Annotated in this window: 19 protein-coding genes and 1 tRNA gene; 7 read left to right on the top strand and 13 right to left on the bottom strand. The window is 40.8% G+C overall.

From position 1 onward, the window contains the following. Together FCN14_RS15815 and mcrC are read left to right on the top strand one after the other, a co-directional pair. The gene (locus FCN14_RS15815; RefSeq protein WP_171032941.1) at positions 1-2,610 is read left to right on the top strand and encodes an AAA family ATPase; all 2,610 of its coding nucleotides are present in this window, start codon (positions 1-3) and stop codon (positions 2,608-2,610) included. A 4-nt stretch (positions 2,611-2,614) separates the two neighbouring features. Further along, on the top strand, positions 2,615-3,643 hold the full coding sequence (gene mcrC / locus FCN14_RS13745) for a 5-methylcytosine-specific restriction endonuclease system specificity protein McrC (RefSeq protein ID WP_138431867.1): 1,029 nt from the start codon (positions 2,615-2,617) through the stop codon (positions 3,641-3,643). A gap of 122 nt (positions 3,644-3,765) precedes the next feature. On the opposite strand, the gene FCN14_RS13740 is transcribed toward mcrC, so the two are convergent. The 7 genes from FCN14_RS13740 to FCN14_RS13710 form a co-directional block, all read right to left on the bottom strand. Beyond that, positions 3,766-4,104, bottom strand: coding sequence for an ASCH domain-containing protein (locus tag FCN14_RS13740; RefSeq protein WP_138431866.1), 339 nt, complete (start codon positions 4,102-4,104; stop codon positions 3,766-3,768). Further along, positions 4,097-4,450: a hypothetical protein gene (locus FCN14_RS13735; RefSeq protein ID WP_138431865.1), complete on the bottom strand. Its 354-nt coding sequence runs from the start codon at positions 4,448-4,450 to the stop codon at positions 4,097-4,099. Before FCN14_RS13735 ends, FCN14_RS13740 begins: the two co-directional genes overlap by 8 nt. Continuing rightward, a complete protein-coding gene (locus tag FCN14_RS13730; protein ID WP_138431864.1) occupies positions 4,434-5,348 on the bottom strand; it encodes a GNAT family N-acetyltransferase in 915 nt (304 codons plus the stop codon). The genes FCN14_RS13735 and FCN14_RS13730 overlap by 17 nt, the downstream gene beginning before the upstream one ends. After that, a complete protein-coding gene (locus FCN14_RS13725; protein WP_138431863.1) occupies positions 5,345-5,815 on the bottom strand; it encodes a hypothetical protein in 471 nt (156 codons plus the stop codon). Before FCN14_RS13725 ends, FCN14_RS13730 begins: the two co-directional genes overlap by 4 nt. A gap of 3 nt (positions 5,816-5,818) precedes the next feature. Further along, complete coding sequence (locus FCN14_RS13720; protein ID WP_138431862.1) at positions 5,819-7,156, bottom strand: RuBisCO large subunit C-terminal-like domain-containing protein; 1,338 nt, start codon at positions 7,154-7,156, stop codon at positions 5,819-5,821. Positions 7,157-7,374: 218 nt separating this feature from the next. Further along, positions 7,375-7,448, bottom strand: a tRNA-Arg gene (locus FCN14_RS13715). A 324-nt stretch (positions 7,449-7,772) separates the two neighbouring features. Beyond that, positions 7,773-8,795 carry an RluA family pseudouridine synthase gene (locus FCN14_RS13710; protein ID WP_138431861.1) on the bottom strand — a complete coding sequence of 341 codons (1,023 nt, stop codon included), beginning with the start codon at positions 8,793-8,795 and terminating at the stop codon, positions 7,773-7,775. A gap of 336 nt (positions 8,796-9,131) precedes the next feature. Here FCN14_RS13710 and recN point away from each other — a divergent pair, with 336 nt between their 5' ends. Together recN and FCN14_RS13700 are read left to right on the top strand one after the other, a co-directional pair. Next, positions 9,132-10,844: a DNA repair protein RecN gene (recN, locus tag FCN14_RS13705; protein WP_138431860.1), complete on the top strand. Its 1,713-nt coding sequence runs from the start codon at positions 9,132-9,134 to the stop codon at positions 10,842-10,844. Positions 10,845-10,947: 103 nt separating this feature from the next. Further along, positions 10,948-11,331: a rhodanese-like domain-containing protein gene (locus FCN14_RS13700; RefSeq protein WP_138431859.1), complete on the top strand. Its 384-nt coding sequence runs from the start codon at positions 10,948-10,950 to the stop codon at positions 11,329-11,331. A 101-nt stretch (positions 11,332-11,432) separates the two neighbouring features. On the opposite strand, the gene FCN14_RS13695 is transcribed toward FCN14_RS13700, so the two are convergent. The 5 genes from FCN14_RS13695 to FCN14_RS13675 all read right to left on the bottom strand — a co-directional run bounded on the left by FCN14_RS13695 (position 11,433) and on the right by FCN14_RS13675 (position 20,969). Continuing rightward, the gene (locus tag FCN14_RS13695) at positions 11,433-11,846 is read right to left on the bottom strand and encodes a cupredoxin domain-containing protein (protein ID WP_138431858.1); all 414 of its coding nucleotides are present in this window, start codon (positions 11,844-11,846) and stop codon (positions 11,433-11,435) included. A gap of 277 nt (positions 11,847-12,123) precedes the next feature. Beyond that, positions 12,124-14,979 carry an FAD-binding and (Fe-S)-binding domain-containing protein gene (locus FCN14_RS13690; protein ID WP_246043175.1) on the bottom strand — a complete coding sequence of 952 codons (2,856 nt, stop codon included), beginning with the start codon at positions 14,977-14,979 and terminating at the stop codon, positions 12,124-12,126. Between the two features lie 247 nt (positions 14,980-15,226). Continuing rightward, positions 15,227-16,429 carry an L-2-hydroxyglutarate oxidase gene (gene lhgO, locus FCN14_RS13685; RefSeq protein WP_138431857.1) on the bottom strand — a complete coding sequence of 401 codons (1,203 nt, stop codon included), beginning with the start codon at positions 16,427-16,429 and terminating at the stop codon, positions 15,227-15,229. Between the two features lie 123 nt (positions 16,430-16,552). Then, the gene (locus tag FCN14_RS13680) at positions 16,553-17,926 is read right to left on the bottom strand and encodes a RagB/SusD family nutrient uptake outer membrane protein (protein ID WP_138431856.1); all 1,374 of its coding nucleotides are present in this window, start codon (positions 17,924-17,926) and stop codon (positions 16,553-16,555) included. 19 nt (positions 17,927-17,945) lie between these two features. Continuing rightward, on the bottom strand, positions 17,946-20,969 hold the full coding sequence (locus FCN14_RS13675) for a SusC/RagA family TonB-linked outer membrane protein (RefSeq protein WP_138431855.1): 3,024 nt from the start codon (positions 20,967-20,969) through the stop codon (positions 17,946-17,948). 229 nt (positions 20,970-21,198) lie between these two features. Here FCN14_RS13675 and FCN14_RS13670 point away from each other — a divergent pair, with 229 nt between their 5' ends. Both FCN14_RS13670 and ahcY read left to right on the top strand, forming a co-directional pair. Then, entirely contained in the window at positions 21,199-21,771 is a 573-nt protein-coding gene (locus FCN14_RS13670) for a TlpA family protein disulfide reductase (RefSeq protein WP_138431854.1), read from the top strand. Positions 21,772-21,905: 134 nt separating this feature from the next. Then, positions 21,906-23,219 carry an adenosylhomocysteinase gene (gene ahcY / locus FCN14_RS13665; protein WP_138431853.1) on the top strand — a complete coding sequence of 438 codons (1,314 nt, stop codon included), beginning with the start codon at positions 21,906-21,908 and terminating at the stop codon, positions 23,217-23,219. A 287-nt stretch (positions 23,220-23,506) separates the two neighbouring features. Here ahcY and FCN14_RS13660 read toward each other — a convergent pair whose 3' ends face one another. Then, the gene (locus tag FCN14_RS13660; RefSeq protein ID WP_138431852.1) at positions 23,507-24,502 is read right to left on the bottom strand and encodes a carboxypeptidase regulatory-like domain-containing protein; all 996 of its coding nucleotides are present in this window, start codon (positions 24,500-24,502) and stop codon (positions 23,507-23,509) included. Between the two features lie 147 nt (positions 24,503-24,649). Between FCN14_RS13660 and gldC the strand changes: the two genes are divergently transcribed. Beyond that, positions 24,650-24,988 carry a gliding motility protein GldC gene (gldC, locus tag FCN14_RS13655; protein ID WP_138431851.1) on the top strand — a complete coding sequence of 113 codons (339 nt, stop codon included), beginning with the start codon at positions 24,650-24,652 and terminating at the stop codon, positions 24,986-24,988. The last annotated feature ends 67 nt before the right edge of the window (positions 24,989-25,055 follow it).

Here is a 25,055-nt window from a genome sequence, read left to right as displayed (position 1 = left end):
ATGGAAAAACAATTTGAATATCTAATCAAGCTGGCCAAGGAATATAGAACCTATGAAAAAGATGACCAGGGTTTATTTGAGGCGATGAGAATACTGGGAAAAGACAAGCTAAAGAGTGTTTATAATGAATATGGTGATCCTACCCGAAGGTATCAGCCTGTTAATATGTTGCGTGCTGAGGTTGCCGGTAGGTTATTGAATGGAGAACATATTACCCCAGAGATAGTGGAAGGGATCAAAGGGAATATTGGAGACAAAAAAAGAGAGGAACTTGAACATGTTCCGGATGAACAGTTGGACAAAATGGAGGCATCATCAAAGCAGACAAATGCCTTTTTAGCTTGGTCAAGATATTGGCCTCTTTTCTATACTTTTTTCTATCGTGATACGGTGAAAGAAACGGTACGTCAGTATTTAAAACAGATTAGTAACCAGTTAATCAAGGACCTGGAATTAACTGATTATCAGATTCATACTGTTGATTTTAACGGTGCGCAAAACTTTGGTAGCAGTATATGTTGGTTAGCATTATATCCTATTCAAAAAGAGTCACACAAAGAGGCCTATCAATTCTTTGTTAGGTTTGGTAGCGAGCCCAAAGCTGGTTATATGGCTGGTGGTACGTTAGAGGAAACCCTTGATGAGAATCAACCAAAGGAAAAATTAAGGGACGTATCATCCTACTCTGAAATAAAAACCACTTTAAAGGAGCTTAAAGACGACATAATTCAACTCAATAGTGCTCCGAGAAGTTACTATAAGTATAGTCCAGGATCTCAGGCTGTTGATTGGGATCGTTTCCGTGATGAAAAAATGATTGGGATTGGTTATAAGGATCTTGAGCTGGGTGATATTACCGATGTAGGTAGTAGGCAGGAATTGAATAAAATTGCAGGATTAGATGAGGATGACAAAACGAATAAAACATGGAATGCCTGGTTATTTAAGACGGCGAATATTGGTGATATTATATTTGCCAATCAGGGCGTAAATAAAGTTTTGGGGATTGGAATCATTACTGGCGAATATGAATATCATGATAGTGATAAATATCCACACCAGAGGAAAGTAAACTGGCTTACAACTAAAGTGTATGAGTATAAGTCCGAAACCTATCAGAACTATACCAATCTGTTCCGACCAGATACTTTTAGTCCAACCAAAACCTGGCAGTTTATTTTTAGTGAATATGTACGCCTATATCCTGAGTTGTCAGAAGTTTTTGATGAGTATGACTTGGATTATAGTACTGTTTATAATAAGGTCCAGAACATTGATTCTGATATTGATGAGCAAACAGAGACTAACTATTGGTGGCTAAATGCTAACCCATCAATATGGAGCCTAAGCGATCAGAAGGTAGGAGACCAGCAAACCTACACTTCCCGTAATGAAAAGGGAAATAAGCGAAGAATTTACAAGTATTTTGAATCGGTTCAGCCTGGTGATCTGATAATCGGATATGAGAGCAGTCCGTCCAAACAGATTCGGGCTATCATGCAAATCACCGAAGAGCTGCATCAATCCGAAGATGAAGGGGAAGTCATTGAGTTTGAGGTTATTGAAAAACTCGAAGTCCCGGTAAGCTGGAACGAGTTAAAGAGTGATCCCAGCCTCAAAGACTGTGAGGTATTTATCAATAACCAGGGGAGTCTATTCTCTCTGACCGAGGAGGAGTATGACATTATCCGTGCGACCATCGATCAAAAGAATATTTCCGAAGAGCGGAAGTTGGAAAGTAGCAGCCGAAAGCCATATGATTTCGACGAAGATCCGGATAAACCCTTCTTGTCCAGAAGTAAGTTCGATGAGATTATCTCGATCCTACAACGCAAGAAGAACATTATTTTGCAAGGTCCTCCCGGAGTGGGCAAAACTTTTATCGCTCGAAAACTGGCATATCAGATCATGGGATATGAAAATGACTCCCAGATTGAAGTCGTACAATTTCACCAGTCCTATAGTTATGAAGACTTTATCCAGGGGTTACGCATAACCGAAAACGGCACAAATTTACGTAATGGAATCTTTTATGAATTTTGTCAAAAGGCTCATACCCACAAGGACCGAGACTTCTTCATTATCATTGATGAGATTAACCGTGGAAATTTGAGCAAGATCTTTGGCGAACTGCTGATGCTTATTGAAGCGGATAAAAGAAACAGCAGTTTTGCCACCAAGCTCACTTATGCCGAAGATGAGGAGGATACCTTCTTTGTTCCACCTAATCTTCACCTCATAGGGACCATGAATACCGCGGACCGCTCGTTATCTATTATTGACTATGCCCTACGCCGCCGTTTCGCTTTTATAAGCTTAGAGCCAAAATTTGAGGACAAATTCTTGGCCTTTCTTGATAACCAAGGTGTTTCCAAATCATTGCGCGGCCATATTCAGTCATCTGTAAAAAAAGTAAATAAAGTTATTAAACAAGATCTGAATGAAGGATTTCGGATCGGCCATAGTTACTTTTGCACGTTTAATAACAATCAAAGTGAGGATGAGTGGTACCAGGAAACGGTTGAGTATGAGATCAAACCTCTGCTTGAAGAGATCTGGTTTGATAATTCCGACCAAGTAAAAAAGATGCATGAAATACTAAACCGCTGATTACATGCAGATACCCGTTGAAAATATATATTTCCTACTATGCTATGCGTGGGATAAGCTTGAGGAAAAGGATCGGGTCAATGTATCTACCGACGGTCAACAGGATTTACTCGAACTCCTATCCCGGGTGTTAATTAATGGCTCCCGTATTCTTTTAAAGCGTGGGCTGGAACATGATTATGTAGCGGTTACGGAGGAAAATGTAGGCGTAAAAGGGAAGTTGGAAGTCAGCAAATCCGTTAAGCAAAACTCCTTTCAACGACTGCGCGCCGTTTGTAGTTATGATGAATATTCTGCTGATATACTCCATAACCAGATTCTCTATACAACCTTATTTAAACTGTTGTATGCAGCAGATTTGGATGAAAGTATCAAAGATAGTATCCGAAAGGTGCTACGACGATTCCCTCGGATTCAAATTTTAGATCTAAGCCCAATTGTATTTGATCAGATAAAGATCCATAGAAATAATCGATTCTATGAGTTCTTACTGAATGTCTGTCAGCTTATCTATGAAAACCAGCTTCCCAACGAAAAGGAAGGTACTTGGACCTTCTCGGATGTGACCCGGAACGAAAAGAAGATGGCTACGCTATTCGAAAAGTTTGTCCTGAATTTTTATAAAGTTGAACACTCTGAATGGGATGTCAGTGGAGAGTATATCTATTGGAGCTTTGATACCCATGATGATGCCAACCTGGAGTTCCTCCCCAGGATGGAAACCGACATTACCCTTCGGAAATCGGATGAAAAGATAATTATTGATACAAAGTATTATCAAGAGACGATGCAAAGCAGCTATGATACCGATAAAGTGAAGTCAGGAAACCTCTATCAATTGTATAGCTATCTCATGCATCAAGAGGATGGTACGAAGCGTAATTTTAGGACTAAGGGTATTTTGTTATATCCGACGATTTCAGAAGAGTATGATTTAGAGTACCGATATAAAAACCATCCAATTGAGATACGGACTATAAATCTCAATCAGCATTGGGAGGGGATCAAGGAGAGGTTGAGTAGTATTGTTTAATCAAATAAAAATAGTCCTAAACCTTTTGTTTTAGAGGTGAAATATATGCTTTGCTCCTTTTCAAAGTAGAAATGCAATTATTTAACCATCTCACTTGATAGTAGTCTAGTGTATGGAAGTAGTTAAGATTTATAGACTTTGAACTCGATTATTGTTAAGTGTTGTTCACTATTCATGTTCGGATAATGTTTGTGCAAGGCATCTTTTAATTCTTGGATTGAATTAAACCCATCTTTTTTTGCAACCTGTTCAGTAAGGGTGTTTAGAGTATAAGTATAATCGAGTCTTAGAATTTTGGCATCTAATTTTTCATTAATCTTATTGAAAATAAGGGTAATGTTAAGGCTGTCAGGTATCAATACTCCCTTTCTAACAGTAGATATTTTGTTCCCTTCGAGTATTTTTTCGTAATAGTTTTCATGGAAATAAAGATGCTTAATTTTCCTTTCGGTCTTATTCATCAATATCTAATTTAATCTTGAAAGCAATAATTTCGTTTTGATTCACGTAGTTTAAAATTAATGTCTTGGCATGATTGAGACTGTCTGCAAAAGGGAATATGTGTTTAAAATCTATTGAATCGAATAATTTTTCATAATCATCAAAAACTCTAACATTAGTAACGTTCCCCCATAAACTAGTGCCATTATAACCTTTTCTTAATTCCACTCTTCTTCCTGTACAGATATTATTCGGGTTGTACTGCCCCTTTAATTTTCTTACTTCCCATTTTTTCCCATGTTTAAACCATTTAAATGCTTCTTTGTTAAGTGGAACAAAGAGACGTTTATCAAATTTTTTTGACATAATAGTATCTAGCTACTTTTTCAGATCTTTCAATAAAATCTCCATCCTCATTTTGATATTGAATATTTTGAGTTTCATTCCACCCATCATCGTTCCGAGTTTTGTTACTTATATTCCCAGTATCAGTTTTGATTTTAACTGCGATTCGATCAAAGCCAGCCTTACATAGAAGGTCGTTTTCCTGGTCAAACTGAATATCAGTAACTGAATCTTCATCATTTGCAATATCATATTTTTTAAAATCCTGAATACTCCAAGTTGTCATTACTTCAATTTCATTCAATTCTCCATTTGGATAGATTTCTTTAAGTAAACTAGGTAATTGTTCGCAAAGTCTTCTAGCAATACCTTGCCCTTCATATTTTTCTACAGTTACGATTCTAGAAATCCATGCCATATGCTTTTTAGCATAATCTCTCTGTTCCTTATCTTCGTAAATTTCCTGCTTATCAGATAAGTATGCTGATCTGCCATTTGGGTTTGAATAGGTAAGTCTATGTACTACTACGAGACTTGCTATTTCATCATTGATTTTAGCCGTAAAAACCATTCCAACTGGAGTGTTTTTTACATAATGTCGTTCATATATGAGTTTAGTGCATTGGAAATATTCAGAATTATCATAAACTACTGAATATTCAATGTTTTCTTCGGGATAACATTTGCGGACCGGATAAGCTGATAAATTAACTACCGAATTATATGATTCAGAAATTTCCGAGTTTTTTAAAAAGGTTGATCCATTCTCAATTTCAAGCCGGTCAAATTTTTTATAATTCAAGCCAATTGGAAGTAAATAGTGTTGTAATTTATCATTGTCATTTTTCGCAATTAAAATGTTATTGGAAGTAGTTTTGAAAGTTAGTTTCGAGTTATTTTTTCTATAAATAGTAGTCATCTATTCCCCTCTTGGTATCTTTTGAAATTTATAACATGAATATTGATGTATTTCCAAAATACTGTACATGTTAGAGTTATTGGAACAAGAATTAAAATTAACAACCAAATACGCTGACTAATTACTAAAATCTTCCAACCCAAATCTGATGCTAAGGGAAACTGTACGTTTTGTAACAATGCATATAATGCAACGGAGAGAGCTGAAAGGATTATAAAACATATAATCCACTTTAGTAGGTTGTTAATCAGATAGAAGTCGTCAATTACATCTTCAACCTCGAGTGGAAGGTTAAAGACAAATCCTAAGCTCTCGTGTTTTTCTCTTGAACTTTCAATGTCTTTTAGTAGGTCTACTATATCCCTGTTAATTTTTAGAATACCTACTAGTTGTGCAGATAAGCCAACTAAACCAGCTCCACCTACTAGCTTATAAAAAGTTGCAAAGTCAACTAGTGAAAAATCCATTTTTTAAGATTTTATTCTTTTTATTGAAGGCCAGTTCAAACGCTGAAATTCTTTTTTTAAATCTCGATCTGCTTGAAAAGCATTACCAACTATCTGAGGAATTTCTTTCCAACTTCTTATTTCTGACAAATCTTTTTCTGAAGCCTCTTCCATTGTAGTGATATATTCATCTATGACATCTTTGACTTCATTACCTCCTGGATAAGCACTAATACCTCCTCCAATAAAAAATGCATAATTAAGATGGTTATTGAATCTCTTCCGTAAGTGGTAAATAGTATATTCCAGATATGTTGGTTGTATATCATGAGTTATTGTTGGTAATGTGGAATTTATATCATGTCCATCTATATCTTCTAAAAGTATTCTATGGTTGTTCTTAAATTCCTCAAAGTTTGCTAGGTAACCATAACGACTCCAGTCCCATTTAGGGGATCCCCCATATATGATATCGGCACCACATAGTCTACTCAATTTCAATACAACTCGTCTTGACAAGTTTCTAAAATTCAGACCATACACATCAGGAAAAACTGTCAGAGCACATTCTTCCTTAAACATTTTGATTATCTTTCTCAGATATAATAGTCCATCAAAACTTCCTACCATCACATCGTATTTGAATACACGAATCCCAGAATCGTAAGCTTCTTGTACTTTATCTTTAAGATGCTGTAAAGGAAAGGTTACATTGATTGAATATTTGGTTCCTTTATTGAAATCAATATTAGAAATGATATCAAGCCGATCTTGAAAGGAACAGATTTCAGGGTCAATAATTCTTTCATCGTCTTCAATAATGTCAGCCCTTGAATTACTTATATTTTCAAGCAGCTCTTTAAACTGAAGTTTATTTAAACCTAATCGTGGCTTTATAGAATAAGCTAGAAAAGGTCTATTGGAATTATCTAGTGTTTCACTAAGAAAATCATTTCTTAATGCATCGACTCCCAAATTGGGATGAGGAAAAAAGTCATCTACATATGATTTTGGAAATACAATATCCTCTACAGATACGCTTTTAAAACTTCTGTTTGATAAAATGTCACCTGCTATTGTGCCTATAAAATGGGCTAACCCTTCTGTATGGAAATTGAATTGTTTTGTTTTGAAGTAGACATCAATTAGGTACAAGTTCTTTTCAGATAGAGTGACGGAGTAGTTTGGTTCTAATTCTCGCCAATTTCCATCTTCACTTATAGTTTCTTTTATGGCATGTAGAGGGGAAGCATGAGTACCCCAACTAGAATCTTTACAGAACTGATCCATTATTTCATCAATAAGAGGTTTGTTCTGGCTCTTGGATGAAAGCTCAATCTTATAGGTTACTTTGATCGACATAAGAAGGAATTATTATGCTTTAATTTATTGAGTATGGTAAAATATTTTAGAATAAGGTTATAAAATTAGATCGGTTTAAATAAAGAAAAAAATAGAAGGGATATAGTCTTATTCCTTGTACCATTCTTGTACCAGAATAGAAGCTCTATTTATTATGAATAGATATATTAAAACAAAAAAGCCCCTAACTCTATATGAGTCAGGGGCTTATGAGAGAGTACGCCTGAGAGGATTCGAACCCCTAACCTCCTGATCCGTAATCAGGTGCTCTATCCAGTTGAGCTACAGGCGCATTTCAATAAGAGGCCAAAGATAGGCCTATATTTAAATTATATCAACAATTATTTTTTCAATTTTCTAGTCAACGACTTTTTACCCCCAATATCCGTTCTTTAACTGGAAGAAGCTTTTTAGAGGTTTAGCAGGTGATGCTTTGATTATTGAGCGTTGAACTTCAGAACAGCAAATGTCCTTCCTATAAATATTACGGGTAATAGCGCCTTGGTTTATCCGATATTAATACATTGATGGGAGGTAAGCTTCCCCATTTTTCGGACCACTTAAAAGTAGAAGATTGCGGTTAAGTTAGCAGTTCCATTAGTGTTTGGGACCCAGATTATGAATACAGCTGGTCCGGTTTACAGTTTTGTCGAAGCATCCCAAGCACCTGTACAAAATCGGCCGGCAGTTCAGAGTCGAACTGCATATCCTCTCCCGTTACCGGATGTTCGAAGCCCAACGTTTTAGCGTGCAGGCACTGCCGTTGCAGCAATTTGAATAAATTGATGAACATCTGCCTTCGGCTTCCGGTATTGGGTCCATAGCGTACAGAGTTGCCTCCATACTTTGGATCACCGAATACCCAGAGGTTATTATCAGCCAGATGTACACGAATTTGGTGGGTGCGCCCGGTTTCCAGTTTGAGTTCTAAAAGACTGAGATGGTCAAAATATTCGATCACCTTGTAATGAGTTTTAGCTTCTTTTCCTTTATCCCCTTCGCGAACAGCCATCTTCTGGCGGTTATGTGGATCGCGGCCGATATTCCCGGTAATAGTACCTTCCTTTTCATCCGGCGTGCCCCATACAATGGCCCAGTAGGTGCGTTCGATCTCTTTTGTGCGAAAATAGCTGCTCAGCTTGCGGTGAGTCTTGTCATCTTTTGCTACTACTAGCAGCCCGGTAGTATCTTTGTCCAAACGGTGCACGATGCCCGGCCGAATGGTGCCTTTTTCGGGTTCAGAAAGGTTATCGGTATGCCAGAGCAATCCATTGACCAGGGTGCCGGTCCAGTTGCCGTAGGCTGGATGTACAACCATATCGGCCTGTTTGTTTACCACGAGTAGCGACTCATCCTCATACACAATATTGAGCTCCATCTCCTCGGGGGTCGCTTCCGGGGGCTTGGGGATAGGAAGACGGACATCGATGATATCGCCTTCTTCAATATTATAGGATGGTTTTTCATTTGTACCATTAACGGTAATGTGATTTTCTTTTATAGCCTCTTTTATTTTTGTGCGCGAAGTATTTTCGATCTGGGAAGCCAAAAATTTATCCAATCGTGTTTCCAGATTATGCTCTTCTTCGGAAACTGTAAGCTGATATTCTTTAAATTCTTTTATCTCTTTTTCGGTCATCAGTAGGTTCTAAGGCCATATTAGTATTAGGAATTAATAAGGTACGAAATTTCTGAATTTTTTTTGTAAGGATTACCTTCCTCAAGGGTCTTACTAGTGACTCTTCATTAAGATAGATACCTTGAGGGAAAAAGATTTGGCTCCCACTTCGGTGGGAGCCTATTTTTTATCCAAAATTAATTCAGATAGGTCGGCAGATGTTATTTTTCAAGAGAGACGTCATTGTCGGCCTATTTTTTATTTCCCGTCTGTATTAGAATTTGAAAAAAAATGCTGTAACACAGACTTTATGCCTTCCGCTTTGTACATTAAGTGCCTGATAAAAAATTGACGCCTATGATACAATCACTATACATAAAAGATTTTGCACTTATCGATGAACTGGAGGTCTCTTTTCAAGAGGGACTCAATATTCTGACAGGACAAACCGGGGCCGGAAAGTCTATTATTATTGGTGCTCTGAATATGATATTAGGCGAACGTGCCGATACCAATGTCATTCGCCAGGGAGCCAGTAAAGCAATCGCGGAAGCTATTGTTAAGGTGGGTGACAATAATGAAATTAACAGGATTCTCGGGGAAAATGCTGTTGAAAAACGCTCAGAGCTTATTTTGCGCCGCGAAATTCGTTCTTCCGGAAGTCGCGGGTTTATCAATGACACTCCGGTAACTATTTCGGTGCTTAGCCAAGTAGGTGATTACTTAGTAGACCTGCACGGTCAGCACGATCACCAGATGCTGCTTAAGGAAGAAAATCACCGGACGGTAGTGGATGGTTTTGAAGAGGTGCATCCCGCACTGGAAGCCTACCAGCAATCGTACGCCGATATGCAGGAGCTACGCAAAGAGCTGCGATCATTAAAGAAGCGCGAACGGGAACTTGAAGAAAAGGTAGAACTGTATCGCTTCCAGGTGAAAGAACTCGAAGACGCGGAATTGGATCCCGATGAAGAAGAGGAGCTCGAAGCAGAGATGCATTTGTTGGATAATGCGGAAGAGCTTGATCAAAAGGCGGGGACTATTGTGGAAATCGGGGATGCCGATGAGGTTAATGTAATCAGTCTGCTTAATCAGATTAAATTGCATTTAGAAGATATCGCCCGTATTGAACCTGAGTTTGAAAGCTATCGAGAAGAGATATCTTCGGCGCGTATAAGCATACAGGAGACAGTACAGTTTGCACAACGATACCGTAATAAAATTGAATTTAATCCCAATAGGCTGGAGAAACTGCGAAAGCGCCAAAATCAGCTGAATAGCTTGCAAAAGAAATATCATCGCAGTATCCCGGAACTGATCGAGTACTTAGAGGAGATCAAGGAAGAACTAAGCCTGGCTGAGAATTTTGATCTTGAAATTGAGAATTTGGAACAGGTGATTGAATCCCAAGCGGTAAAGCTGGCTAAAAAGGCGCAGAAATTACACAACAACCGCAAAGAAGTGGGCAGCCACCTTTCCGAAGAGATTGAGCAGGAACTGACTAAGCTGGGTATCCCTCATGCAAACTTCGAGGTGCGGGTGGACTGGATACATACTTCGGAGCAGCAGGGTTGGCTCACCATTGACGGACAGCCCGTAGAGTGCACCGAGCATGGGTGTGATGATATTCGCCTCTATATTTCTACTAATAAAGGTGAGGAGCCCAAACCGCTGGCTAAGATTGCCTCGGGTGGGGAGATTAGTCGGGTAATGCTTGCTCTAAAATCTATTATTGCTCGGGAGCAGAGTCTGCCGGTAATGATTTTTGATGAGATCGATACCGGCATCAGTGGTGAGATCTCTGAGAAGGTTGGCCGTACGATGCGCAGGCTTTCAGAGCGCTGCCAGATTATTGCTATTACGCATCAGCCACAGATTGCCAGCCAGGCTCACAAACATTATAAGGTTCAAAAGATGGAGCAGAACGGACGAACGGTATCGAAGATAATCCCATTGGATGAGAACGAACATATTACCGAAGTAGCCAGTCTGATGAGTGGGGAAGATATTACTGACGCGGCCTTGGAGAGCGCCCAGGAATTGATAAATAAAAACACCTTTAAAAATTAGTTGCGGATCTGCACGGAGAATTATGGATTTTTTTAATCTAACTATTGACTATATATAATCTGTTTTAACTCTGTATCAATCAGTAGCCAAAGATGAAGCTATTATGGGAAAACATCATTCTGACAGATTTGTTACTCTCGTTGACGATGCTAAAACGCGCATCGAAGAAGTTACTCCTGCTAAAGTAAAGAGGAAACAGGACAGTGAAGAGGATTTTGTGCTGTTGGATGTGCGCGAGCAGGATGAATGGGAGGATGCTCATATCGTTAACGCAGATTATATCGGGCGAGGGGTTATTGAACGAGATATTGAAGAAGAATATCCCAATATGGAGGAGGAGCTGGTGCTTTATTGCGGCGGCGGTTACCGATCGGCACTGGCAGCAGATAATCTCCAGAAGATGGGTTATAGAAACGTGAAGTCGCTGGCCGGCGGATTTCGTTCCTGGGTTGAGGCGGGTTATCCTATCGAAAAAAAGGAGCAATAAAAGGGGTATAGCGATAGTCCCGTCCTATGGCAAAGTGATAGGAACAAAAAATCGGTGCAGCTATCGGAGAATGAAGTTATTGAATATGGTATGTGATTAATTTAGTAATCGTCACCACCACCATTATTTGATGGATTACCTGTTTTAATATCATGAGTGTGATCTTGATTGTTAATCCAAATGACCTCGGTATTGGGAGCTACTTCAAGGTTCTCAGGAACAAACTTATTATTTTCCATACTGACGGTATCTCTATCTACTGTTTTAGCATTGGATGTAACAGTAATTTGTCCCTGCATATCTGGGATATGAATGGTGCAGTAATATTCGACTACTTCCTCCTCCGAAAAGGTGTAAGTAAATGTTTCGCCCGGGCCAATGGTTCCACTGTCAAAGCTCGCAGATTGACCACCCTCTTCGCCTGAAGAAGTCATTGAATCTCCACATCCTGCAAAAAAAAGAAGTAGTGATACAATGATACTCAATATGATATTTCGCCGGTTGTTATTAAACATGTCAAAATTTCTTAATTGTGGTTAGCGTATTGAAGCTCCTTTACTGTCTATACAGCAATTTTGTACCGAGGGTTGCCTTTGATTGAAATTATGCAACTTGTTTTTTGAAAGGAGCGTGAGCGGAGGGGGGGATGGCTTTCTACAGCTCCAATATCAAATATTGGAGTTGCATCGCAAGAGATAAGTACTAGGATATCTCTGTAATATGCTAAAAGATCTCATGATAAATAATTATCACCAAGATAGCATACTGCTAGGTGCTGTCATGTGTACCTTTTTAACCTAGAAACTGTACTGGATGCAATGCATTTCTACCGGTGCCATCAGCTATTTGGTGACGACACGAAAAGCCGGGTGCGCAGATAAGAGCTTCATCCGGGAGCTCGCCTAAAGATGAAAAAAGGCGCTGGTTTCCGATCTCCATAGAGACCTCATAATGTCCTTTCTCGTAGCCAAAGCTGCCAGCCATTCCGCAACAACCGGTATCAAGAATCTTGGGTTGATACCCCCGAAGTTCGAGTAACTTTTTAATGTTTTTGTGTCCCGCCAGAGATTTCTGATGGCAGTGCCCATGTACATATACTGTTTGCTGACCACCATTATGAATACCGGTCCCATTTTCTTTTAACACTTTTGCTGCAAACTCATCAAAAGTAAAAGTATGATCAGCCACGTTTTTTGTCTGTGACAACTGGTGGTCGTCACATAAATCCAGGTATTCATCACGAAGGGTGAGTATTTCCGAGGGTTCCAGACCAATGATGGGCATTTCATCGGAAGCATAAGCCGCCAGCCTGGGGAGATTTTGATCGAGGAGGTCTTTGGCATGATCGAGCATTCCTTTAGATATCTGGGGACGCCCCACTTCATGGAAATCCGGTACATGAACCCGGTAGCCCGACTCTTCCAGGAAACGAACCGCAGCTTTTCCCACTTCAGGCTCATGGTAATTAGTAAAGATATCAACCAGTAAAACCACCTTTTCTCCATCGACTCTACTGGTATAGTCATTGTTAAACCAGTTCATAAAGGTTTCGGGTGCAAAAGAGGGGAGGGTGCGTCGTTTGTCGATTCCCAGAAATTGCTCAAGTAATTCTTTGATTACGGGTTGGCTCATGAACCAGTTCGATACCTTCGGAAAGTAACTGGCCATGGGGTATAGTTTGGCTGCCTGGCCAAAGAAACGCTCTTCCAAGTCAATGCCGTGCTTTTCGTGCCAGCCCTGGGTAAACTCTGCTTTCATCCTGGCCATATCGACATTAGCAGGACATTCACTCTTGCAGGCTTTGCAACTTAGACATAGATCGAGAGCATCTTTGAGCTCGTCAGAGCTAAAGGCGTCCTGTTTTTTTCCAGCAAAAAGCTGTCTGAATAAGTTTGCACGTCCACGGGTGGTATCTTTCTCCTCTTTAGTAGCCATATAACTGGGACACATGGTGCCGCCGCTATCAGCAAGTTTACGGCAAACGCCGGCCCCATTACAGAGTTCCAGGGCATGCCCAAAGCTCCCCTCTTTTCGCCAGTTGAAATGGGTATCGGGATTGGGGCGCTCATAAGAAGGAGAGTAGCGCAGATCTTCTTCTAGTGGTTTGGGATTGGTGATTTTTCCGGGGTTAAAGATATTTTCCGGATCCCATATCTGCTTAACTTGCTTTAGTAATGGCATCATCTCGGAGCCGAGCACTTTTTCAATATAGGGGGCACGGGCGCGACCATCACCGTGTTCGCCGGAAAGGGAGCCACGATAGCTGCGGACCAATTCGGCAATATCACCGGCCATACTTTTCATTTTTTGTATGCCCTCAGGATCTTGCAAGTTAATAACAGGTCGCAAATGCAGTTCTCCTACAGAAGCATGGGCATAGAAAACACAGTCTGTGTTATGGTTATCCAGGATTTGTTGGAAGTCATCAATATAGTCAGGTAGGTCAGGGACGCGCACGGCCGTATCCTCACAAAAAGTGGGGGTTCTTCCTTTTGAGCCTAGTCCCATCAGTAGCCCAAGTCCGGCTTTACGCAAGTTCCAAACACGTTCTTTTCTCTTTTCATCAGTGATGATAGGTGTTGAGTCACTAAGTTCTAATTGGGTTAGTCGTGTTGCCAATTTTTTGGCTTTGTTCACAAGCGCTTGTTGGTTGTGCCCATCAAACTGGATGATTAAAATACAGTGTGGTTCCCCTTCGAGGAAAAACCGGTTCTTCCGCTGTTCAATATTTTCTTTGGTGGCATCTAAAATAATATGGTCAACCAGTTCAGCAGCAGCCGGTTCCATTTTTACCGCTTCTACAGTAGCTTCCAAAGCTTTACGAATGGTAGAGAAATGTGGAACCACGATAACTGATTCTGGGTCCTTTTCTACTAAGTTCACTGTTGCGGAACCGGTCATGGCCAGGGTGCCTTCGCTGCCACATAATAATTCAGCCATATTGAACGGGCGTCCATCTTCTACAAACGGCTGCATTTCGCACAAACGATCGAGTGCATAGCCGGTATTACGCCGCCTAATATCGGGATGTGGGTAGCTGGCAAGAATCTCATCCCGGTGGTTTTCAACCAGGGCTGTAATCCCACGATAGATCTCCCCTTCAAGGGTATCAAGCTGCTTTTTTTTCTCTAGCTCTTCCGGTGTCAGCGGTTTAAAGGTAGCCCGAGATCCATCACTTAGCACCGCATTAATTTCAATAATATGTTCGCGCGTAGTGTTGTGCTTAATAGAAAAGATACCACAAGAATTATTCCCAATCATGCCGCCAATCATACAGCGGTTGGTAGTAGCAGTATCCGGACCGAAAAGAAGGTTATGTTTGTCAGTCGTTCGGTTTAAGGAATCTCGTATCACACCGGGTTGTACGGTAGCCTGCTTTTTTTGGGGATTGATCTCAATTATTTCATTCATATTGCGGCCAACATCCATAACAATGCCGGGGCCGGTAGTCTGGCCTGCGAGGCTGGTCCCTGCCCCACGCGCAGTGATACTTACCCCATGGTCTCGGGCATGTTTGACTATTGCAGCAATATCGGTTATTGAGGTAGGGAAAGCGACACTTTGAGGCAACTCTTCATAGCTGGAAGCGTCGGTAGCATACAGTCGCCGCGTTTGTTCATCCGTTACAATATGCAGGTCTTGCTCCATAAATCTGGCTGTTGATGTAGTTGTGAAGCCGATATGAGATCGCACTTCATTAATCTATACCTGCAAAGATGGTGAAACAAGATCAGCATGACAAGAATTGTTATGTAGGGTGGGTCACAGAAAAGCTGTAAAGTGAACAATTATATGTAAAATAACCCAGTAGCGTGTCTTTATTAAAAGGTCACTAATATAATATATGTTAATCGGCTAGTTGTCTGTGTTACTCTGCAACTGTGTCGCTTAAAAACTAAAGTGAAAAAGAGTCTTCTGCCCGTTTCACGATTTCATCACCAATGGCCAGGCCCGCAGTAGCGGCCGGACTGGGAGCATTAAGAACATGGATCTCATTTTCGGTGGCCTCATAATGGAAATCATCAAGGATTTCGCCATTCGGTTTCAAAGCCATCGCCCGAACTCCTGAAGGAGAAGGTTTTAAATGTTGAGGTTGAATAGCAGGGATCAGTTTTTGTAACCCTTTCACAAATGCTTTCTTTGAAAAAGAGCGATACCATTCGTCAAGACCCATTTTCCAGTGCTTTTTTGCAAGCTTCCAAAAGCCGGGAAAATTCAGGGTTTCAATTGTTTCTTCCAGGTCAAAAGAGATTTTATCATAGCCTTCTCGTTCAAAAGCGAATACGGCATTGGGTCCACATTCAATAGCCCCATTCACCATCTTGGTAAAATGTACTCCTAAAAATGGGAATGCAGGATTTGGCATAGGATAGATAAGACCGTTTACAAAGTGCTTGGCCTCCGGTTTTAATTCAAAGTATTCCCCGCGAAAAGGCACAATTTGAATGTCAGGGAATACCCCTGCAGACTCAGCAACATGATCACTATACAAGCCGGCACAGTTAATGAGGTAGCGGCTATTAAAGGTGCCACAATTGGTTAGCACAGACAGGTTTTTGCCATTGTTACTAATTTTTTTTACTTCTTTGCCGCAAGCCACGGTATGACCTCGTTCTTCTATAAGATCACTCAGCTTCTTACAAACGCCAATATAATCGACGATGCCGGAGCATGGCACATGGATTGCTTTTACACCGGTGGTGTAGGGTTCTATGTCATTAAGTTCTTTGGGCCCAATTTTTTTGATTCCTTCAATGCCGTTTATTTTACCGGTCTCGAAAATACCGTTCAGACGGGAGATATCTTCTTCCTCAGTAGCAACAATAACTTTGCCGCAAATTTCATAATCAACCCCATGTTTTTCACAAAAATCAACCAGCTGGTGACGGCCTTCGACACAGTTTTTTGCACGATAGCTATTGGGGTCGTAGTAGATACCGGAGTGAATAACCCCCGAGTTGTTTCCGGTTTGGTGGGCCGCTACTTCATCTTCTTTTTCAAGGACCAGTATATTAGTATCTGGAAAACGTTCAGATAATTTATAGGCTGTTGAGAGCCCGACGATACCTGCACCGACAATAAGAAAATCGTATGTCATTTGGTTGATAATCTGTTCGTCACTTAAAATGAGCCGCTAAAATACAAAAACAGTGGGTAGGGGTAAAAATAAAAAAAGCCGGAGTGATTAGCTCCGGCCTGATGATAGTTTTAAATATAGGTGTTATAGGTTTTCACTTTCCGGTATCGGAAATGATGCCCAGACGTTATCACCGGAACGGTCGAGTGGTAGATTCCCCAACCGATTGTACCGACGCATATCCACCCAGCGGTGCCCTTCGAAGAATAGTTCGTATCGCCGCTGACGCAGCATTTCATCTTCGAGAGCTTGTTGTGTTTGAGCTCCACCGTAGTCAGATAGTCCTGCTGCATTGCGAATTATATTAATATCATCTTCTGCAGCAGCCAAATCAGGAGAACTTCCGTTGATGTTGGCTTCTGCACGAATAAGAAGCAATTCCGCATTTCTGATAATTGGCATTGGGGATGTTTGGGTTTTGTAAACAAACAGGCCATAATCACTGGAAAGCCCATCAAGGCTAGCAGTGTTTACGTCGCCGTTATCATCTACGCGCAAAATGGCTTTATTGCCAACTACCCGGTTGTCTCCACTTTCGGCATCCGCTACAAATGAGGGGTGAACTACGTAACTGTCACCGGCTCCGGATTGCGGATTTGAAAACAATGGGTTAGTCACATCATTAGTTGCAGTGGAAAAGATATGATATACACCATTTTCGAGATCTCCGCTGGCATCCACAAATGAGTTATTGACAAAGCCCAGAGCATCGTCGAAATTCCCGCGGTACACGGCAACCCGTGCTCTCAGGGCTTGGTTAAACTCTAAAAAGGTGGAAGGACTGTTAAAATCGGCAAAGCCATCTGACAAAGGGAAAGAGAATTCACTTCCGGCATTTGAAAGATGCGTAGCAGCTTCATCAAGAAGGTCAGCAATCAGCTGATAGCTGTCAGCTTTGCTCAATAATGGACCAGTAGTGAAGAAATCCGTTTGATTTTGTTGACGAATCCCGTTCTCGTTATGCATCGTTAGGGCCATAAGGTATTGATAGGCCTTAATGGTTTTGGCAAATCCAAAGATACCGTTTCGTTGTGCTTCACTTACTGCATTGTTGTCAGTAATGGTTTTTACTGATTCAATGAGAATATTGGCATTACGTATGCTGGTATAGAACGCTGCCCAGGGGCGTGTGGTATAGAAAGAACCGGCATCCAGTTCAGAAGAACCGCCGCCCAACAGATCCTGGGTGTTGCGTGGTTCAGCTGCTAAAAAGCGATACATTTCCCGACCGATCATACCAACGTTGATGTGGTAGATACGAAGGTCGGTTCTCAGGCTCGATTCAGTACCCGTTACAAGAGTGTTAATCTCAGAAGGGCTCGGATTTTCGACTACTGTTTGTAGTGCCGTGTTATTCGGATCCGGACGATCTTCAATGTTTACAACATTACAGCTTACAAAAATCAAGGCAAGCAGTAATACAAAAGCGATCGATATACGATGTTTAATATTGTTCATAATAGTCAATGCTTATAAATTAAAAATCGATATTAAAGTGGAAGTAGTACTGCTTGGTTGAGGGATAAGGTGTCACCTCAATACCTTGAGCAATGGGTTGGTTACCAAAGTTGGAAACTTCGGGATCATAGCTGCGATAGGGGGATATGGTAAACAAGTTTGTTGCAGATACTCCAAAGCGTACCCCTCGTATAGCTGAACTAATGCCTTCCAGTGTTGAAACCGGAACATTATAGTAAAGCCCAATTTCTCTCATACGAAGATAGGACCCATCCTGAACAAATTGTCGGGTAGTAACCCCCAGCAGACTGGCACGCTTTACCCCGTTCTTAGTATCATCTGTAATACCACCGGCTTCGTTAACAAAGTCGGGGAAGGTAAGATCGGTATCATCATAATCGGCGGTGGTACCATTAAGGTCCGACAGGAGTTCGGTGAGGTTGATAACGTCGCCTCCTTTTTTCCAGTGTAGCATAAAGGAGAAGTCTACATTCTTGAGTATGTTTAGTTGGTTATACCAAGAAAGCTGAAAGTCGGGCTCACCATCACCTAATTTTTTAGTAGTAATCTCTCCACTAAAATTACCGTTGCTGTCTTTGACAGGATCAATACCCACAATTTGTGTAGCTGATTTCCCTTCTTCTATGCGATAAACACCCAGTGATGTTCCGAAACCACCTACATCAAAGGCAGGAACAGAGAGGTCTGTTACCTCAGAAACATTTTTGGAGAAGTTGAATGTGGAGTTCCAATTGAGGTTGTTACTGCGAACGGGAGTAAGGTCCAGGCTGACTTCAATTCCCCGGTTGCGTAATCCTCCTCCGTTGAAGCTTTCAAAACTAAAGCCGGTAGATGGTTCCAGTTCGCGCTGTAGAAGTAGTTCCGAAATATTTTTCTGGTATACGGTAACGCTTAGGTTCGCTGTTCCTTTCCATGCGCTGATATCAAAACCGGCTTCCAGTTCTTTCTGGCGCTCTGGTTGAATATCATCGGTTCCCCGTGTATTGGTGATTAATATTCCCCCAGATCCACCTATGTTAGACGGGCCCAGCGAAGTAAACTTTGCTCCGAAGGTAGAAAGGTTTCCTGTTTGTCCGTATGCTGTACGGAATTTTAAATTGTCGATGGGGCCATCGCCATCCCAAAAGTCCATATTGGAAATATTCCACGCGAATGATGCTTTGGGATAATAAAATATCTGATTCACATCTCCATTACGATCCGATTTGTCGCCACGTAATCCTACAGTGGCAATATAGGTATCATCGTAGTTAAGCTCTTCCTGGATGAAGAATCCACGATCTCGCTGGAATACTCGGTTTTGATTATTGGTGATACTTACAGTTTGATCTACATTGGTTTGGGTACCTAAAATACCTCTACCAACAGTAGAAATGGTGTTCTGGTCGTTATTAAATGAAGTATATCCACCTTGCGAGACCAGTGTCATATCTTCGGAAAGGCTGTAGGTATGAACCAACATTAATGATGTGTTGGTATTCAGGTTGTTGGTATTGGTTTCTACCAGGGTGCCCGGTTGAGCGCTGATGCGTTCGAACTGAAGGTCACTTGGGAAGATCAGTTTATTGTTTTGACTAAAAAAGTCAACGCCGCCCTGGAACTGGAGCGTCAGGTAATTTCCATCTTTTTGGAGAATGTCATATTCAGCCTTAACGGAAGTCAAAACACGGTTAACGTTCTCATTGTTTGAAAATAGGTCGCGTGTTTGCAGTTGATTTGCCGTATTAAAAGGATGTGCAGGGTATACACCATTTTTAGGGCGCAAATCAACAAAATTTGGAGTGGCTACCATCGAAACTCCAAAAGTAGTTCCGGTATTGTCGTTACCGGTAAGTCCACGTCTCGATTCCGAATGGATGTAGTTTGAGGAAACGGAGACATTAAATTTATCGGTAAATTGATGGTCCACATTGGCCCGGATCGATTGCTTTTCATAACCGGTAGTCTTAATAATACCCTCATCATTTTGAAGCATTCCGCTCACATAGATCGAAGTAGATTCATTTCCAAAGCTACTGCTGACCTGGGTTTTGGAGAGTACCCCTTCCTGTCCATACATGAGTTCTTCATAATCCAGGAAGCGATCGTTGGCTTTGGCTTCATTAAAAAGCGCTTTTCCTTTAGGACCGAAGGTCGAGTCAGCAGTTGCTTCTGTAAATTGGCGCTGTCCCAGCTTTTTCTGGATGGTAGTAAAGCCAATAGACTGAGTAGCACTAAATTGGGCCTTCCCTCCACTGCCTCTTTTGGTTGTAATAATAACCACACCACCGGAGGCTCGTTGCCCGTAAATGGCGGCTGCAGACGCACCTTTGAGTACTTCAATACTTTTTATTTCATCTGGATTCAGATCGGCCACCCTATTTACAGGGTTATCCTGGTTCGAAGAACTACCGCCGGCTGCTGCTTGTGTCACGGCATTAGAACCGTTGGCAATAGCGTCATTATTCAGATAAACCCCATCCACAATATAAAGTGGTTCTGAAGAACCGTTAATAGTAGTAACACCGCGTAATTTTACAGAGATACCTCCACCCGGGGCGCCGGAGTTAGAGCTAATATTAGCACCTGGAATTTTTCCATATAGTGTTGAGCTCAGGGTTTGCTTTGGTGAGGCTCCTACTAACTCTTCCGCATCAACAGAGGTAACGGCGTTTGCTAAGTTTTCTCGTTTTACGGTAGAAGCCAAACCGGTTACAACAACTTCTTCTAGGTTGGCAATATCGGGAGCTAATGAAATAGAGAGCCTATTGTTAGAGGTGCTTACTTCTACCTTTTGCGTAATATAGCCTACATAAGTAACACGAAGAACGGCTGATTCTCCCGGTAGTTCTAAGCTAAACTCGCCATCTATATTAGTAGTAGTACCTTTTTGGGAAGCTTTATGAAAGATGTTTACCCCAATAAGAGGTTCTTCACTTTCGGCATCAGTTACGGTTCCGGTAACGGTAAATTGAGCTACTGCTGAATGTGTGCTAAGTAGCAACACAATCATAAAAGCGCATTGTATAACTTTTTTATTCATAGCAGATATATTAGAGATTAGAACAGAAAGATTGATTTAGTATAATAAATAGTAGAAATATGGGGTTGTTTATTAAATTAATTTATGTTTATCCCGTTGTTATCATAATAATTATAGATTATATAAAGAAAAAGCTAAAAAAATAATTTTATAGAGAGATTAGTTATTTCTTAAATAACCTTATATTAAAGCTTAATTCATCGGCAAGGTATTGGTAAATAAAATATTTATGATCAACTTAGGATTTCGGAAACTTCTCTGTGTGTTGTTGTTTAGTTTATTGGTTGGATGCAGTCCATCGGAAAAACCCCAAGAAGAAAAAGAATCAGAAAAAACGCAGCCCCAAACGGATGCAGAATTTGTAGAACAAGCAACGTTTACTGATCTGCAGGGAAATGATGTCGCGGTCTCTGATTATAAGGGAAAAGTGGTAATGATAGATTTCTGGGAAACCTGGTGTAAGCCCTGCCTTGCCAGCTTTCCAACGCTCCAACAACTGCAAGAAGACTATCCCGAGCGGTTTGTAGTCCTGGCAGTGACACCCGGTTTTACAGATAGCCGGGAAGACGCCCAATCTTTTTCTGAGGAACATGACTATAGTTTTACATATTTGATGGATTCAAATAAACTACATCAAAAGTTAGGTGTTCAGGGTATTCCATATAAAGTTTTTGTAGATGCAGAAGGGAACTTTATCAAGAAGTCAATGGGTAGTTATGGGCCTGATGAAGACTATAAGATAATTCAAAAACTCATTAAGAAGCACTCCGGATCGGAAAAGGATACTACCGCTGCCAATTAAGTTATTATCTTTATTTCAGTAGCAATGGACAACAATAGTTTCAGGAATTTATTTGTTGGCAGTTATGTTGAGTAACGCAGATAATTCTTGTATTTTATGAGACTTTCACAAAACAGAAAATAAGTAACATATCTATGGCACAGAAGGTAAAAGAAAAACTTCCTTATAAGGTAAAAGATATTGGTTTAGCTGATTTCGGACGTAAAGAGATTCGGTTGGCCGAAGCAGAAATGCCCGGATTGATGGCGCTTCGCGAAGAGTATGCGGATGAACAACCGTTAGCCGGGGCACGTATTGCTGGATGTTTGCATATGACGGTTCAAACAGCGGTGCTCATTGAAACATTGGTTGAGCTTGGCGCTGATGTACAATGGTCATCTTGCAATATCTTTTCTACTCAGGATCATGCAGCAGCGGCTATTGCTGAACAGGATATCCCGGTTTATGCATGGAAGGGTATGAATGAAGAAGAATTTTGGTGGTGTATTGATCAAACGATCTTTTTTGAAGATGACAAACCGCTAAATATGATTTTGGATGATGGCGGTGATCTGACTAAGCTTGTTCATGAAGAGTATCCCGAGCTTCTTGACGGTATTAACGGGATTTCTGAAGAAACAACAACCGGTGTTAACCGTCTCTACAAAATGGCAAAAGAAGGCACACTCGGTGCACCTGCCATTAATGTTAACGACTCTGTTACTAAATCGAAGTTTGACAACAAGTACGGTTGCCGAGAGTCTTGCGTAGATGCCGTGAAGCGAGCTACAGATATCATGTTGGCCGGTAAGGTTGCTGTTGTTGCTGGTTTCGGTGATGTAGGTAAGGGCTCTGCTGCTTCATTGCGTGGTGCCGGTGCACGTGTCATTGTTACGGAGATCGACCCCATATGTGCTTTACAAGCGGCAATGGAAGGCTATGAAGTGATGAAGATGGATGATGCCATCCCGAAAGCGGATATCGTTGTTACGGCAACAGGAAATAAAGACATTATTACCGGGCGTCATTTCAAGAAGATGAACGATAAAACCATCGTTGGTAATATCGGGCACTTCGATAATGAAATTGATGTAGCTTGGTTGAAAGAAAATGCTGAGCAAGATAACCTGAAGCCTCAGGTCGATCTGTTTGAGCTCAATGAAAATGGTAAAGAAATTATCTTGCTTTCTGAGGGTCGCTTGATGAATCTTGGAAACGCAACAGGACATCCCTCTTTTGTAATGTCCAACAGCTTTACCAATCAAACATTGGCACAGATCGCATTATGGCAACGTCCTGAGGATTTCGATCTAGAAGTAAGTGTACTTCCAAAAGATCTGGATGAAAAGGTAGCGCGACTACACCTCAAGAAAATTGGTGTTGAGCTCGAAGAGCTTACGGATGAACAGGCTGAATACATCGATGTTCCTAAAGGGGGACCATATAAGCCTGAACACTATCGCTACTAGGATGATACGCTCTGACCAATGGTAGAATTGCTATTGATTTCTTGAAAATAATTAAGCCCCGACAATTTTGTCGGGGCTTAATTATAGGAAATAATAAGCACTAAACTGGATCTCTAACCAGGAAATTTAGGCGCATGCAAAGCGAGGCAAAAAAAGTGCAGGAAATAGTAAATAGCGTACATTTTCAAACTTCTTGCATTTCCAACGCTTCCCGCCTGCTGTCGAGATAAACTTTACAGCAAAAATACACTTCAGTAATTTTACTCACTATTTGGGAGAAGTTCGGGTTAAAAAGAATCGAGTGTTGTTTGAGCATTATCGCCATAGTCAACTAACGTAACACCATAAATGAGGTTTTCTCCTTCTTGTACTGTTTCATATCGAACGGTACCACCTGGTATATCCTTTACTCGCCAAATTTTAAGATCAATTTCAGGCACAACCCCATATTTAATTAAATCTGCTGTAAAAGTACCCTTTGGTACTTCAATAGATACATTTTTTTCGGTGATTGCCCCTTCCACAGATTCTGCGGTAAGTTTATTTGGTTGGCTATAATAGTTTTCAGTAACAGGTTTTTCCTGTGGCTCACTGTCGCCAACTTGTTCCCGATATCGCAGAATAGATGAACGGTCTTTTTCAAAAAGTACTTCAGCGGTATAGGTGTTTTCTCCATCATTAGTCATTTGTATTTGCCACCATTGCTGTCCGTTATCCTTTTCTTTGAGAAATGCTTTTTTCATGACCATAGCATTGTCTGTATCTCCAGAAGATATTTTCCATTTTGTCCATTCGCCTTCTTGGTAATCGGATAGTTCCATGCTATAGCCATAACTATTGAACATATATCGGAACATCATGGTATACATCTGGGTAGATCCCATCTGTGTAAAAGCATTACCGCTATAGGTTACCTGTTCCGCTAGATGTATTGTTTTAGTATCTCCACGATCTGAGGGCAGGGTAACTGTTGTGGTGCTTGGATTATGATTTTGTGCAAAAACGGTAACGGTATGAATCCCTACCGACCCAAAACGAATGGTTGCTATTCCATCAGCGTTAGTGGCAGTATTATTGCCATTGTTTGATTCAACAGTAGCTCCTTTTATCGGTTGGCCATCAGCATCAACAACTTTAAAGCTTACCTCGTTGACCGGAATGCGATTAAGCATTTGGGCGCTGGGACTACAAGCAGACAATAGCAATCCTATCCCTAATATAAGAGCCAGCTGTTTTGTAAAAGCGAATCTAAATTGACTTCTTTTTTTCATACTTTTCTCCATGATATTTTAATTCGTTTATTAGCGTTTTGTTTAGGGTAATTAAAAGAATAAGAATGGCATTGTACTCTCATAACCTGATTTTATCCTAAACAATCTGTTAATCACTAACCTGCAAATTATTTATTTGAAAGTAAAATAAGCACAGCTATGGCTGACCAGAAAAAAGAAATTAGTATTACAGTAGAATTAGATGAAAATAATGTTCCCGAAAAGATCGATTGGAATGCGACCGATAAAGAGGGGGAAGGTATTGCCAATTGTAAGGCAATGTTGTTGTCGATGTGGGATCCCGAAAAGCAAGATACCCTGCGGTTAGATCTCTGGACGAAAGAGATGACAAAGGAGGAGATGAAAATATTTTATCATCAAACGCTTATTACAATGGCAGAAACCTTTGAAAATGCTACAGAAGAGCACGGGATGGCAGAAGATATGCGTGATTTTATCTCTTATTTTGCTGAAAAAATGGAGATTCTAAAACAGTAGAAATATATAATTTTATCATCTCGTCACATCGCTTTGTGTTGTGGCGAGATATAGCTAGGGTTAGAAA

It is taken from the genome of Fodinibius saliphilus, assembly GCF_005869845.1.
In the GTDB taxonomy this organism is placed as follows: domain Bacteria; phylum Bacteroidota; class Rhodothermia; order Balneolales; family Balneolaceae; genus Fodinibius; species Fodinibius saliphilus.
Note: the sequence above shows the minus strand (reverse complement) of the source record. Positions and strands in the feature narration are given on the sequence as shown.